Below are 15,094 nucleotides of genomic sequence, written 5' to 3' on the forward strand. Positions count from 1 at the left end.
TCCTTTTTTGTTTTCCGGCTAAATTTTAGATGTTAGAGTTCCTTGATGGAAAAGCATCTTCCATTTTCCATCACAATATTTCCATATAGAACTACGAAGTGAATATTTTTTATTTTCATTTGATTCATTATGCTTTATTATTTTGTACGTTGCTAATATACAATCATATGATAATCGTTTTATTTTAAAATCCACAACTTCCCAAATTAATTCATTATTATCATTTTCTTCTTGAAATACATCACCACTTTTGTAATGATATTCACTTCCTGAACTTCTAAACTCAATAAAATCATCTGCTAATATTTCACTTATTTTTTGTGGGGATTTTCTTGTTTCTGACTTCAACAAATCACTTTCAAGTTGTAATATAAGTTTTTCAATTGATTTCATCTTTGTACCTCCAACTTCTTGCTCTTCCAACATATTTTGAAAACATTTTGTATCTAATTTGATAAATCATAATATCTGCACTTTCCTCTTTATAGCAATTTACTATTATTGCATCCTTAAAAAATCTTACGAAATAAAATAACTAAAAAAAGCCTCCTTATTTTCTACTATAAATCCCAACAATGTCCCTAGTAAAGCTGCTTTTATATACAAATCTTTTTCGTATATTTTTTTAGTATAATCGGGACTTATGATATATATAGCATCATCTGTAAACGACACGATAAAAAGTATTGCACAAGCACTTTTAGATATTAGGCACAATGCTAAAGCAAGTAATGTTATGATGATAAAGTAAATTTTTTTAATATGTACTTTAAAAAAAGAGTTTTCTCTAATAACTTCCACCTTCATTTCATAATAATTCACTGTTATAATACAAATAAAAAAACTATACAATATGTCATGTCATCTTGAATTTTAATCAATATAAATATTTAACGCTTGTATTACTTTAAATAACACAATAATACCTGACATATAAAGCATTATAGCAATACCTAAAGAACTAAAGGCTCCTGTAATGCCTACATATTACATGAATATTGTGCAATTAAACATATCTTGTCTCTTATCTTGAGAAAAAGTATTCTCAATTACATTGGGTAAAACTTTGTAAATTGAACAATTCATTTTTCTTTCAAAATATTCTTTTATTTCAAAGAGCTTATTCCACATTAATATACTGCTAAGACGCTTTGTTAGAATAATGTGCATAGGTGTTAATTTACTTAGCTCTATTAAAAAAATTGTAAATATAGTGTATATAGTTATTGTTTTGCTAATCACTCAAAATAATCTTCTGAAAGTTCTTTTTCTTGCATCTTTCTTGTTTCTTTTATCATATTCTGATATTCTAACTTCTTAAAAGTATCAGCAGAAATTTCAATTGTATAGCCACCATTTTTATCGAAGTAAATGAGTTGTATTCCTGTAAAATTATAATTTTTACCCATAAGATTTATGAACTCCTGTGCAATAGTTGCAGGCATCTTTTGACTCTCTTCCTCTGATATACTTTCCACATTATAAATACCCAAAAGATAAAGTCTTTGAGATTTTATTGAATAATCGTCTGCATTGAGTTCTGTCCAAACACTAATTCCAGAAGGAAATTTCAGATTTTCTGAAAACTCTTCCTTTATTCTGGTATATTGTTCTTTTGCTGCTGAATTCACCTGTTTAGCAGCTTCTTCATCATAAATTGTATCATCTTGTAGTCTATAGCTAAGGTTTCCGCTAATGGACTGATATTTATTATTATACCAATCATACTCCGTTTCAACCTTCTGATCACTTTCCTTTACTACACTGGAGTATTCACTTAACTTTTTTTCGGCAATCATATTTCCTATAATAGGTACATATCCAATTCTATTGAATAAACATATTACAAATACAATAATTATTACTGCTATACATAATTTAGCTACATGCACTCTTTTTTTTATCTTCATTTACTTACACCCTTTTATTAAATATAAACTAATTCATAATTTAATACTATTATGACTTTAATTGGAGTAAACCTAAATATATTACAAACTAATTTGATCTTTTCAACTATAATACCTATATTTTGCACAATAGTCCTCAGTCTATTTTTAATAGAATTACTACTTGTCTAAATTACTATTCACTAACTCATTATATCTTTTTTCATTTTTGGACCAGCTTATAATTGCTGTAATTATTCCACCTATAAAACCTGCTACAAAATATTCAAAATACATATAGAAATCAAATGAATTTTTATGGATTATTAATTTGTTAATTATAGCACCTATACACATACCTATACCCATGGCTATTCCATTAGTTAATACATATCTGCCATCACCCTTTTGTTTAGTTTTCTCCCACTTACGAATGAATTTTTTATTATTCATTAATCAATTTCTCCAATATAGAGTATTTTTTTTACAATTTGGCTTTTTAGACTTACAGTTTCCTCTGTTAAAACTTTTATGTCTGTAATAAATGGTTTGAGTGTTAGTATATCTGATTTTCCTAACCCTTTTGTATCAATAATTATTTCTCCATTAATTTTTATTGATTCATTAGGCCTTAAATTTTGATTTACATCAACAACTATTTCTTTACTCAATACCTTATTTTTTATTTCCTCATTAACTAATGGTTGTACAGATTTTATAAAAATATTTTTTTCCTCTTCATTAGTTAAATTAAGAGAATAAGAATATTTTATCTTATCCAAATCATTTTCATTAACACCACCTAATGCTGAACTCCAGTTATAAATTTTCAATCCACTTTTTGACTGGACTTCAATCTTTGTGTTATTACATCCTGAAAAAAATACAAGAATAAACAAGCTAAAAATAATCATTATTAATTTCTTTGACATATTGATTCCCCTCAAATAAAATATTTTCTCACAACAACTACTCACTCCGTGTGAATACTATTGCTGACATGATTAAATTAACATATATAAACAAAAATGTTAATCCAATTGGCACGAAACGTAAAAATTTGAGCATAAACGGAACAATTTAATAAGTTCGGGGCTAGTGTATGGTTCATAATTTACCTATAAATAAAAGCTAACCTAAATTTAGATTAGCTTTTATTTACCGCATTTTATATTATTTTAGTTTATCACTTCATTTCTATTGAATATTTATACTCTTTTTTAAATGTTAAAACCAAATTCAGCACTACTAGAGAAAGTAATTCTGTTGAAATAAGATCCATAAATAATCTATAATGTTCAGCCTTGTATTTTATCAAAATAAAACTTAAACAATAAATAACAAAGGCAATAATTATAGATATTATTACATTCTTTTTCCCAATTACATTCATATACTTCTTGTTAGATATTATATAGAAAAAGTCTAATAAAAAGGTTAATGAAAATATTAATTTTACAACAGAAGTTATACCAATTATAACTGACTCGTTATTTATACGAGGTCTATCTAAGTACCAAAAATAATATTCCTTGGTCACATTTGTAAGAGAAAAGTTAGTTGGTAAAACTATAATATCTTTATAACAAATTAACATAGTTATAAAGAAAACATTAAATAGTATTATAAAAATTAAAGAAATCATTAACGCTTTATATTTTTTCATAATACCAATCCCCTTATTAAAATCGTGTAATGGTAACATTGGTAGCAGAAGATGGAACATTAATGTAATAACGATCACTCCATCCAGTAAGCAATGATGCCTTTGTTCCCCACTCTCTGCTGTAAGTGTTTATTATTTGTGCACATCCACCAGCATTGTCAACCTGTTTAATTGCTTCACGATCCTTAAATCCTTGTATGTTTAAAATAGAAGAACTAATAATTCCTATTTCATTAGGAACATACCCTAATACAGTAAGAAGTGCATCTTTAAGAGTAAAAGAAGAACTAACTTTAAGTAAATAGCTATATGAGTCATCCCTGTCAAAGCAAGTGATTGCTACCTCTGTAGGTTGATAACCGCTTACAGGAGATAACTATGTTACCAGTCCGCCATTTGGAGCATAGTAAGATAATGAGCTTGTTGCCATTAACGTGCTTGTCCCATTTGATGTATTGACTTCTTCTCCATATTCAGCCCTTATTTGTCTTTCTATTTGAGGATAAATTATATCTTCATACACTTTCATAAGAATTAAAGCATCTTGTTGTTCCAATTGCCTATATATTTCTTTTCTTGTTATATTAATTTCATTTTTGATATCATTTTCCATTCGTTCTGTTTTGGATAACTTAATATCTGGGCTTGCAGCAAATACATTGCCAAATCCCCCAAAAGCCATCATAAGTGTTAACATCAAACAAAATATTTTTTTCATAACATTCACTCCTCTAATTTAAATTCATCTTTTGAGTTACTAGAATACAGATAGAAAAAAACAATACTTACAATTAACTCAATATACAATATCTATATGCCATCCAAATTATCGCAAGCTATTGTTTTGAAGCTTTAGCTTCATATTCATAAATACACCTCCTTTCATATTTAGATTGTAGATTGTCTACAATTCAAAAGCATTCATTTTACTAATCTAAAAAGATTAACTTTTAATCTTTTCATTTAAATGCTCATTGCAATAATCTAAATGATATTATTAAATTAACATATATAAACAAAAATGTTAATGCATTTGGCACGAAACGTAAAAATCTGGACATAAACGGAACAAATTAATAAGTTTGGGGTCCTGTGTATAGTCCATAATTTGCACATAAATAAAAGCTAACCTAGATTTAGATTAGCTTTTATTTACCAACATTTTATATTATTTTAGTTAATACAATATTTTCTTTAAAAGTTTGAAGTCGCTTTCTACTTTTTTAATTATTAGAGTTTTATTACTTTTATTTAGCATGACTATGTTATACTTATATTATTTTTTTATATGCAGCCACATGTTTTACACTGTATAAGATGAGAAAAGTATACAAGATGTTTCTATTTATTCTTACTTTCTTAAAATGAAAAGTAAGTAATCCATAGCATTTCCAAAGATATAACTTAGAAATATGAAAGTTATCACTATTATACAGTCCCCTATAATAATCTCCTTTTTAGTTTCATTTGCATCTCTTTTTTTATGAAATAAAATAGAAGCACCTAAAAATAAGGAACATAAAAATAAAATAAAAAATATATTATTAGAATCAGTTGCTAGGTTAAAAAATACTGATGTAAATATCCAATACAAAAATCCTATAAGCAATTGTTTTAATATAAATAATATATTAATACTCATAATGTATTATTTATCTGCAACGACACGCAAACATATATATTGCATTTCCTTCAGTTGTATCGTAAGGATTATTATAATGATATACATCAACACCATTACCTTTATTAGCTTCAAGGAAATTTGTAAGACCCATCAAACATAATGCAGTTGCTACACCTACTAGGATTTTTGCTGGCATAGGTTTTAAAAGATTATCTGTAACTAACTTTTTTAAAGCACTTGATAATTTAGATACACCGCTTCCCTCAACTTTACCAAACGCCGCTGCTATTAGGTTAACTTCATAATTACTGAATGACCAGGCAAGTTCCCAATCAGGGCTGTTCTTATAATAACTACAATCACTTATTCCACGTAAACTTGTCCTAAACATACTATTTTGTGTATAAGCATTCTGTAATATATTTTTATTAAAATTTATATCCAATGTTTTTGGATTAACTGTAAAATAATTTTTTTGCATTAAGTCATTTAATTCCAAAGTAATATCTTTAAACATTTGAATATTTTCGTCTGAAAATCCTTCTGAATTTAAATTCTCATTATAAATAAATTTGCCATTTTTGAAAATAAATATGTCATCATTGTTTGATGAACTAAGCTGTTTGCTATAGGTAATGGCTTGTCCATTGTTAACTAATACATTTGCAGAGTTATATTTAGCATAAACACTTGTAACCCCTAAATTAGAAACAATTAATGCTCCACATAATACTGATGACATAACTTTTAACTTTTTATTCATTTGTAATTCCCCTTTTCTACATTTTATTATTTTTTAACATGCGGCCACATGCTTTAAACTATATAAAAAGTACTTATTTTCTTGCTTTTATAATTCAATTGATATTTATAAGTTAGTTAATTTCTTTTTTAGCTTTTAAAGTTAAATTTAGCAATATTAATGACATAATTAAATTAGCATATATAAGCAAAAATGTTAATCCATTTGGCACGAAACGTAAAAATTTGGACATAAACGGAATAAAAATTCTTTTCATGCTCATTTTTTTACGTTTCGTGCCATTTCTATTGATATTTATTAGCATTTATGTTATTTTTCAAATAATGAATTAATAGGTGATCGAAAAATGATAAACGAATTAGCATATAAAATGACTTCTTATATTAAGAAAAATAGTGATATTAAAAACACTGATGATTTAGAAAAAATAAATTACTCATTGCAAGCTATCTTTAATGAATTATTTAAAACAGCTATATTACTACTTTTGTTTTTGATACTTGGAAGAGTAAACTATTTTTTACTTTCAGTTATGATTTTATTTTCTATTAGAATTTTTTCAGGTGGTTATCACTGTAATACTACAATTAAATGTTTATTATGGTCCACATTACTTTTTTTAGTTACTTGCTTGATTGGGCCTATTTTACCTAAAATCAATATTTCAATTTATTATATAGCTGGATTATTAAGCATTTTTATAGTTGCATTAAAATCACCTTATCCAAATAAAAAAAGACCTATTAAAAACAAAAGAAGAAAGTGTAATTTAAAAATTATCTCCACCTTCTTCACAATATTTTGGTTATATATTCTATTATTTTATATAAAGGATATAAGTTATTTAAACTGCGGCTTTATTACAATAGTATTGCAAGTAATACAGCTAATACAAATAAGAAAGGAGTAAATCAATGAAAAGCAAGAAGCATTTAATGGTACAAGTCTTAGGATTATTTTTAATATCTTTATCAAAAATTATAGCTACTACAGCTTCTATGGGTTACATAGGTGAGCCTGATATACCTGAGAGTTTATTAGATTAATACTTTAAAAATTGTATAATCATCTTCAAAAAATAGTTGAATTTCACCTCCAATAAGTTCAACTATTTTTTTTACATTATGCAGTCCATATCCTCGATTTTTATCTTCTTTAGTTGAAAATCCTCTTTTAAATATTTTAGAAATATTTTCAGGCTTTATTGTTATTCCTTTATTTCTGACTTCTATAATATTTTTTCCATCTTCATTTGTTATCCTTAATATAACTTCTCTATTACTGTTATCAACAGCTTCAAAGGCATTATCTAAAAGATTATTTAACACTTCTGAAAGCTCATAATCATTGATATTTAATTCCTTCAAATTGTTGTCCACAAAATATGAAAAATCAATATTAATATTTTCAGCTTTACATAATTTATTGTATATTACTGCACCTAATATAGGATTATTAATATATAAAATATCCTCCATACTTTTAGTGGAATAATTTAATGACTTTATATAATATTTTACACAAGCCTTTATCTCTTTTTCATCAGCTAACTCCACTAATCCATTTATAGTATTTAGGTGATTTTTAAAATCATGCTGCTTACTTTTAACTTCCTCTATAATGTTGTTTATAATAGGATTATATGTATTTTGTATAAGCATAGTCTTTTTTTCTTCATTCATCTTTATTATGTAATAGTATAGAATTAAATTTAAAACAAATAAAACAGCTTGTATCGAAATAATTACCGCTATATTATCTAAGATAATATTCTTATCATAACTCCAAATTATTTTAAAAGCTATTATATATACAGTAAGATTAACTATAAAATAATAAACAATTCTAGAATCTATTCTTGCAATATTAATTTTAGCTGGAACTAGACAATATATAACTATCACAATAATGAGCACAATAAAATTAGCACATAAATTAAATAAAAATGGATTTAAATATTTGTTTAAATTTAAAATATTTAAGGTAAACATAGAAATTAATTGTAATATCATTATAGCTGTTAAAAACAAACAAAATTCTAAGAATACTGCAGTAAATTTTTTGCGATAAAAATATGAAACTAAAGAAATATAGGCTAAAAAACTAAAGATCATATTATAATAAATTTTCATATCACTTGTTACAGCCACTACAAATGAAGTTATTAATATTATGATTATATCTTTTAAAAAAGTTTTTTCTTCTTTTAATCTAAATTTTTTCCACAGTATCATAAAAGCGCTTAACTCAACGACTGTAGTAATAAACTCTTTAGCTATGCTCATTTATTCTATCCCGCCTTTTAACTTTAATTCAAACCTAATAATGCCTATTGAATTGAATAAAATCTTTCCTCAACTATATTTTTAAACATATACCCCAAAAGAGCTGTTTTATTATAATTATCAAAATAAATATTGCTCAATCTGCTTGATATACTTTCAATTCGATTTATATAATTAATGTTCACTGCAAAAGACTTATGACACTGCATAATATCGTCAGAGTTAATTAACTCTAATGCTTTTTTTAAAGTTAATCTTTTTATTTCATACTTTCCTTGCGTAGTATGTACAACGCATGTCCTAAGACTCATCTCAATAAAGATAATTTCATCTATATATACTCTTATACTAATTCCTTTCTTAATTTCAAAAACTGCATATTTTCTTTCATTTATAGGTATATTATTTATATATGTACTTGATAGGAGTTTTTTCGTTAATTTAATTACTTCATCCTTTTCATAAGGCTTTATAATATAATCATAACAGTGAATTTCCTTAAAAGCCTTAAGCATATATTGAACGTGAGTAGTTAAGAAAACAATCCAACTAAACTCGTATTTAGCTATCTCTCTAAGTTCTAATGCAAGATCCAATCCTGAAGAATTTTTTAAAGAAATATCTATAAAAAACAATTCTATAGTATCATTATTTAAAATTTCTAAGGCCTCATCTTTATCTTGCGCTTCATAAATCTTTAAATCGCAATCTATTTCTTGCAGCATCTTCTTAAGATTTCGTCGCTGGTTAATATCGTCTTCGACTAAAAGAATAGATTTCATTGGTAAGTTATCCTCCTATAGTAAATTATAAAAAAAGCTATAAGGTTAATTGAATTTTTTTCATGATTTTTACCCTAACTTTCTAGCTTTTAAATATTTCGCCGATATTTTATACTCACCATTCGATTTTACCACAAAATATGGTTATATGTGTCAATATTATGCAATTTATGCAGTGAATTTACATAGGCTAATAAAAAAATAAGCATGGGCTATAAAACCCATGCTCTCTCAAGGTATCAACTTGCCACTTGCCATGTGGGTGGCACTATATCAATTTCTTCAATCTTTCTTTTGTTTCTAAATCAGCGAAACTTGCTTCAACACTGTTATAGTAAATTTGTTTGTAATCTTCATAACTAATATTAAATTCTTTAGATACTATCTCAAATTCCTTAGTCATATTTGTATCTGATACAGTTCTGTTATCCGTGCTTAATGTTACTTTTATTCCATCCTTATAAAAATCATATATTGGATGCTCTCTAAAGCTATTAACTGCCTTTGTTTGCACATTACTTGCTAAGCATATCTCAAGGGCAATATTTTTTTCTTTAACAATCTTATATGCTTCAGGGCAATCTTTTATAAATACTCCATGCCCAATTCTTTCTGCACCTAAAAGCTCAACTGCTTCTAATACATTTTTACCTATTCCAGTTTCCCCTGCATGTATTGTTACTCTATATCCATATTTTCTAGCTAAGGCTATTGGTTCCACAAACTTTCTGCAGAATCCCTCTTCTTCTCCCCCGGCTAAATCTATTGCAACAACTCCTTTTCCTAGAAACTCCTTACCTTTTTCAACTACTTCAAAAGCTTTATCTGCAGACATATGTCTCATGCAGCATAGTATTACATTTCCTTTTATATCATATTTCTGTTCTGCATCCCTAATCCCATCTATAACACTTTGTATTACTTCCTCTATTTCTAATCCCTTTAACGTATGAAGCACAGGAGCAAATCTTACCTCCATATATTTCACATTTTCCATTGCAGCATCTTCAAAAAGTTCAAAAGTAATTCTCCTTAAGCTTTCCTTTGACTGCATTACTAAATTTGGAATTACAAATGCTTTTAAGTAATCATTAAGCGAGGTGCATTTTAGTGGCGCAGTAATCTGCCCTTTAATTTCACCCCTATCAAAGGAAGGAATATCAATCCCCTCTTTCCGTGCTATATCAATTATTGTTTCTGGTCTAAGGCTTCCATCTAAATGACAGTGAAGTTCAATTTTAGGCAAATTCTCAAAACTCATGGTATCCTCCTAATTCTATATTTATAAAAAAACTCCTAATCACAAAGAAAATATATGTTAAAAAAATATATATTTTCTTCGTAATTAGGAATTATAGGTTCCTAGTAGAGACCCCCAAACCATATTATTGGGGTTATACGAAACTTTAGTTTTATTTAAAATATTAAGTTTATGAAATTGTACTAAATTTCACTTTTGATGTCAAGGAAAAAAACATAATCACCTTTTTTTACATTCATAAGTTTGTTATAATGTCATAGACTAACCCATAAATCAATAATTACTGTAACATGGCAACTTGCAACTTGCCACTTGCCATGTGGGTGGCACTATAAAATCTTATTTTTAATAAAAGCTAATGTCGCCTCTTCCCCTTCATCCGCAAGTTTATTTAGAAGAAGTTCTAATAATTCCCTAGATTCCTTATGTATGATACAATAATCCTTCCCTCTATTATAATACTCAAGGGCTGCCCTATCTGTATACTGTTGTTTTTGATAATTCTTTGAAGCACTCATCCTGTCTATAAACATTTCCACTACATAGCTCACTGGAATCTTCATTCCAACTAATCCATCAGTAATTTTCATTCCATAGTCAAGCCAATACTCAAAATGATGTTTATTTCTTCCCTTATGATGAAGCCATGCTCTAGAATATCCTTCTTTCATCTTTTGTATCCCATTAGGGCTCATATTTCCTCTAAAGTATTTTACTCCTGCAGAAAATTCTATCCAGGAGTATTTTGATAAATCATGAAGAATGCCTTGCTTATACAGCCCGACTTTAAAACAATATTTAGTTACTAGCATTTTGTGGGCTGTAATTGTCTTAAAATGATTAGTTCCATTTATAATTGACTTAGCTAACATGCTCTGCTAACTCTGCTTGAACTTCATATATGTCTACTGTTTTATTAAACTTTTTCTCAATTGGCTGTGCCATTCCTGATACCCATATCTTTAGCTCTGCATCTAAATCAAAGTGCCCTGCTGTTTCCACACTAAAATGATTGATTTTGCTATATGGTATTGAATGGTATTCCACCTTCTTGCCAGTAGCACCTTGTACATCGATGAATATTAATCTTCTGTTTGTAAAGATAATCATATCTCTTATAAGTTTATAAGCTTTATCAACGCTTTCATTTTCAGCTAATAAATGTCCATATTCTTTCTCTACATCTGCTGCATCACACTTAGATGCATTTCCCATCATTCCGCTAAATAATCCCATTCTAATTCCTCCATATTTCCTTTTCATTTACTATACAACTTAACTTAAATCTCACCTTAATTATACCATTTATGAACTATATTTATAACACTTAAGTTTTTAACATTTAAAATGGAGAAGTTTTAGATTTAAAAGTGATGCCTCCATAAAAAAGAGGCTGCAATACTCTACAAATGCCTTCTTCACTTGCCACTTGCCACGTGGGTGGCACTTTTCTCATATGCCCTGCATGAATATCTTGCATCGCAATGTCTACATACGGCTGTTCCAAAAGCTGCCTTTTGTCCTTGCTTTATCTCCTTTAATTTTCCTAAGGGTGGTGCTTTAAATTGTCTCTCCTCAATTTTATCAACGGTTTCACCAAAGCTTTGTATTTGCTTTTCCCCTTCTGTATCATCAAAATCTAAATTTACTACTGGATTCCAGCTGTCTATTAATACCTTTACTAAACCCTCATCACCTTTATTTATTGCCTCTCTAAGCTCTGTAGGTGGTGCAGTTGCTATTATGGCCATATTGTCTATTTGAGTACCCTTTAGCTTCTTCCACATATAAGCATACAAGTTTAATTGACCTCTGTATAGTTCTCTATTGTTTTCAACCTCATCATAGCTATGGGATTTTATATGATACATAGTTATTTTATCTTCTTTTTCCCCAATACTTACATTGCCTTCTATGGTGTATTTTTTACCCTTTGGTGTTACTTGCTCTGGAAGTGTGAGCTTAATCTCTGATTCTGTTATGTCCTTAGCTACTTCCCCTAGTTTTTCATAATATAACTTAACCTGCTGCCATGCAAACTCTTTCATATTTGAATTTATAGAACGCCCTGTTTCAAATTTTAACTCTTCAAAATTATCTTCAAACAATTCCCTTAGCTTGTCCATATTCATGCTATAAGTTCCCCCCTATTTTATAGTCCCTAGCCGCTATTGACTAAAGAAAATTCATTCTCAATTTCCTTCAATGTTACCTCTCTAGTTTCTTTAGTTTCTTCTCCCTCATGACTTAATTCCATATAATGCTTATGAATATCTTCTAAAGTTTTATTTAACAAATTTCCAAAGAAAGTTGTGGTATTTCTTGCAGGAGCAAAATTGTATTTTTTATAAATCATGTATTTTCGCGGGCACTCGTTATAGGCCAAATAATCAGAGGTGTAGGAATAAACTTCTACAACTTCATCCTTTTTCTTTTTAGCTTTAGGTATTGAATTCACATTTAAGCTTTCTATTAATGGTAATTCCATGCTTAAAATATCCTCTTTAAAATATGGATGCATGTTTTGGCCCCTGCCCCTAAAGTTTGGTATTACAAGTAAGTTTTCTGCTCTAGATAATGCAACATAATATGATCTCATTTTATCAAAGGAAGATATCTTATCTAATGGTTCATACTCCCCGTGTAAATAAGGCCTTACTATGGTTTCCAATCTGTTTTTAGTATTTTTTACTGGCGGCACTGCTCCTAAAATAACCACTGGAAATTCTAATCCCTTTGATTGATGTATAGTTAAAAATGATACCCTTCCCTTTGGTATGGGTTCATCCTTAATTTCATAATCTCCTTCTTCTCTTTTATATAGTGATCCTAGGTAAGACATTATAAACACTTTTATAAAGGCTTCTTCCTGTAAAGCTTGTCCTGTAATCAATCCAAAATTATTATTTTGAGTAAAGAATTGAATATATTTAGTTATATTAGATAAATTATAAATAGGACCTTCATCAATTCCCTCTTCAGCATTATCAAAAATCTTTTTAAATCTATAAAAGCCGCATAACTTATAAAATAAATCCATTAAGTTCCAATCCAAAGAATTTATCCTATTAACTAGCCATCTATAGGTTAATTTACTTCCTTCATTAAGCTTTTTATCAATAATTTTCTCCAATGATTTTTTATTTATTTCCCTTTTTCCCGCTTCTGATAATTTACCTATTACCCCTCTCTTAAACTCAGCAAAACTTTTCTTGCTTACTAAATCATCAAAGGAAATATTCAGTTTGCTCATATGGTTACATATCTCAACATAATCCCTCTTCAAATCATCCAGCTCAATAATTGTTTCATCAATAAAGTTTCTAAGCTTATAATCTTCACCAATCATATCTTCTGCTGAAAAGTAACATTTTTGTATCCAATCGTTAAATTCCTTCTGCTTTCCTTTGTTAAATTCCTCATCCACCTCAGGTATGCCAAATAAATAAATCATTAATCCAAACATATGAATTGGTTCTGGATTATCTAAAAATCTCCCTGCACGAGGTGCATAAACTTTTATCCCCGCCTGTTCAAAGACCGCCTTAAATTTTGATGCATTTTCATTTCCTTTTAAATAAGTGAATAACACTGCCACATCTGATGGGTCTGAAACTATTTTTTTATCTATCATCTCTTTTACTTTTCTAACTATTTCCTTATATACCCCAAGAGGCGTATCCCCTACAGTAGTTACAACAGCAGCTCCATCATCACTGCTGTAGGCCTTTATATTCTTGTCCACATTTCTATAATATCGCCCCTTAATAAATTCATTTTCCCAGTTTTCTTTTTCTATAAAACTTGTATAATACTCAACTATCTTCTTTCTAGACCTATAATTAATATTTAATTTCATCTTCTTAGGCTCAACACCAATGTATGTTTTACATTTAGTATGGAATTGAACAAAGTTTTCAACGGTAGCTCCTCTAAATCTATAAAGGGATTGATCATCATCCCCAACAACACAAATATTTTTAAACCCTCTTGCCAGCTTAAAGAATATTTTTTCCTGAATATTATTGGTATCTTGATATTCATCTATGATAACGTGTTTAAATATACTTCCGCTATTGCTACTTACACATAGAACCTCATACCCATACTGCTGAAGCAGAGATAAATCTATAGTTTTCCTCGGTTGTATATATAGGCTTTCAAGATAAAACTTATATAACTTTCCCAGCATTGAAAGGGTTTTATGGGATTCTTTATTATTTATAATTTCATCTGCATCTATACATTCTTCTGAAAACCTATTAAACACAGACATTAAACAATTCACTATTTCATTTTTTGAAGTAGATTTAAGGTTCATATACTCTCTTATATCTTCCTTATATGTTTCTGGCAATCCTAATGTTGTTATAGCTTCACCTAAAAATTTGTTGCTGCTGATATAAAAGTATTGATCTATTTCCTGCATTATAGTAGGTAATTTTTTCTTTAAAGCATTTTTAAACCTTTTATCTAAAATAAATCTTTGACATAGAGAATGTACTGTTCCTACATACATATCAGAAATATCGTAATGCTTTCCTGTTTCAGCTGCAGCTAATGCCAGTAGTGAAGTCAATCCAGCTTTAAGCTGCTTGGCAGCCTTTTCTGTAAATGTACTTAAAAATATTTCTTCTGGCTTAATATCATGAAATACAATTAAATTTACACATCTCCACAGCAACACTCTAGTTTTACCTGAACCAGGGCCTGCAACTATATATAATGGCCCCTCAATATTTTCTATAGCCTCTTCTTGGGCTTTATTAGGTTTAAACCCACTCTTTATAAATAAATCATTAATATTTATAGTCTTCACCCTCT

At 28.4% G+C, this 15,094-nt stretch carries 16 protein-coding genes and 1 riboswitch; of the genes, 2 read left to right on the forward strand and 14 right to left on the reverse strand.

Annotation, left to right across the window (positions count from 1 at the left end):
• Positions 1–18: 18 nt before the first annotated feature.
• From JOC70_RS17840 to JOC70_RS17870, 7 genes are all read right to left on the reverse strand, one after another.
• Positions 19–393 carry a nuclear transport factor 2 family protein gene (locus JOC70_RS17840; protein ID WP_204600222.1) on the reverse strand — a complete coding sequence of 125 codons (375 nt, stop codon included), beginning with the start codon at positions 391–393 and terminating at the stop codon, positions 19–21.
• 845 nt (positions 394–1,238) lie between these two features.
• Positions 1,239–1,910 (reverse strand): hypothetical protein, encoded by a 672-nt coding sequence (locus tag JOC70_RS17845; protein ID WP_204600223.1) that lies wholly within the window; start codon positions 1,908–1,910, stop codon positions 1,239–1,241.
• 159 nt (positions 1,911–2,069) lie between these two features.
• Positions 2,070–2,342, reverse strand: a complete 273-nt coding sequence (locus JOC70_RS17850; RefSeq protein WP_204600224.1) for a hypothetical protein — start codon at positions 2,340–2,342, stop codon at positions 2,070–2,072.
• Complete coding sequence (locus tag JOC70_RS17855; protein ID WP_204600225.1) at positions 2,342–2,821, reverse strand: hypothetical protein; 480 nt, start codon at positions 2,819–2,821, stop codon at positions 2,342–2,344. Before JOC70_RS17855 ends, JOC70_RS17850 begins: the two co-directional genes overlap by 1 nt.
• Positions 2,822–3,075: 254 nt before the next feature.
• The gene (locus JOC70_RS17860; RefSeq protein WP_243429183.1) at positions 3,076–3,555 is read right to left on the reverse strand and encodes a hypothetical protein; all 480 of its coding nucleotides are present in this window, start codon (positions 3,553–3,555) and stop codon (positions 3,076–3,078) included.
• Between the two features lie 376 nt (positions 3,556–3,931).
• Positions 3,932–4,273 carry a hypothetical protein gene (locus JOC70_RS17865; protein ID WP_204600226.1) on the reverse strand — a complete coding sequence of 114 codons (342 nt, stop codon included), beginning with the start codon at positions 4,271–4,273 and terminating at the stop codon, positions 3,932–3,934.
• A 934-nt stretch (positions 4,274–5,207) separates the two neighbouring features.
• Positions 5,208–5,942: a hypothetical protein gene (locus JOC70_RS17870; protein ID WP_204600227.1), complete on the reverse strand. Its 735-nt coding sequence runs from the start codon at positions 5,940–5,942 to the stop codon at positions 5,208–5,210.
• A 346-nt stretch (positions 5,943–6,288) separates the two neighbouring features.
• Between JOC70_RS17870 and JOC70_RS17875 the strand changes: the two genes are divergently transcribed.
• Complete coding sequence (locus tag JOC70_RS17875) at positions 6,289–6,852, forward strand: accessory gene regulator ArgB-like protein (RefSeq protein WP_204600228.1); 564 nt, start codon at positions 6,289–6,291, stop codon at positions 6,850–6,852.
• Positions 6,853–6,856: 4 nt separating this feature from the next.
• Positions 6,857–6,988 carry a cyclic lactone autoinducer peptide gene (locus tag JOC70_RS17880; protein ID WP_204600229.1) on the forward strand — a complete coding sequence of 44 codons (132 nt, stop codon included), beginning with the start codon at positions 6,857–6,859 and terminating at the stop codon, positions 6,986–6,988.
• Here the strand turns inward: JOC70_RS17880 and JOC70_RS17885 are convergent.
• The 7 genes from JOC70_RS17885 to JOC70_RS19580 all read right to left on the reverse strand — a co-directional run bounded on the left by JOC70_RS17885 (position 6,980) and on the right by JOC70_RS19580 (position 15,089).
• On the reverse strand, positions 6,980–8,227 hold the full coding sequence (locus JOC70_RS17885) for a sensor histidine kinase (RefSeq protein ID WP_204600230.1): 1,248 nt from the start codon (positions 8,225–8,227) through the stop codon (positions 6,980–6,982). The genes JOC70_RS17880 and JOC70_RS17885 overlap by 9 nt on opposite strands.
• 44 nt (positions 8,228–8,271) lie before the next feature.
• A complete protein-coding gene (locus tag JOC70_RS17890) occupies positions 8,272–9,009 on the reverse strand; it encodes a LytR/AlgR family response regulator transcription factor (protein WP_204600231.1) in 738 nt (245 codons plus the stop codon).
• Between the two features lie 268 nt (positions 9,010–9,277).
• A complete protein-coding gene (add, locus tag JOC70_RS17895; RefSeq protein ID WP_204600232.1) occupies positions 9,278–10,270 on the reverse strand; it encodes an adenosine deaminase in 993 nt (330 codons plus the stop codon).
• A 61-nt stretch (positions 10,271–10,331) separates the two neighbouring features.
• Positions 10,332–10,431: riboswitch (purine riboswitch) on the reverse strand.
• Positions 10,432–10,599: 168 nt separating this feature from the next.
• Positions 10,600–11,124 (reverse strand): DUF5662 family protein, encoded by a 525-nt coding sequence (locus JOC70_RS17900; protein ID WP_204600253.1) that lies wholly within the window; start codon positions 11,122–11,124, stop codon positions 10,600–10,602.
• Between the two features lie 7 nt (positions 11,125–11,131).
• Positions 11,132–11,506 (reverse strand): PH domain-containing protein, encoded by a 375-nt coding sequence (locus JOC70_RS17905; protein WP_204600233.1) that lies wholly within the window; start codon positions 11,504–11,506, stop codon positions 11,132–11,134.
• A gap of 182 nt (positions 11,507–11,688) precedes the next feature.
• Positions 11,689–12,402: a PD-(D/E)XK nuclease family protein gene (locus JOC70_RS17910; protein ID WP_204600234.1), complete on the reverse strand. Its 714-nt coding sequence runs from the start codon at positions 12,400–12,402 to the stop codon at positions 11,689–11,691.
• Positions 12,403–12,431: 29 nt separating this feature from the next.
• Complete coding sequence (locus JOC70_RS19580) at positions 12,432–15,089, reverse strand: UvrD-helicase domain-containing protein (protein WP_204600235.1); 2,658 nt, start codon at positions 15,087–15,089, stop codon at positions 12,432–12,434.
• Positions 15,090–15,094 lie beyond the last annotated feature (5 nt).

This window comes from Clostridium pascui (assembly GCF_016908015.1).
Taxonomy (GTDB): Bacteria; Bacillota; Clostridia; order Clostridiales; family Clostridiaceae; genus Clostridium_AK; species Clostridium_AK pascui.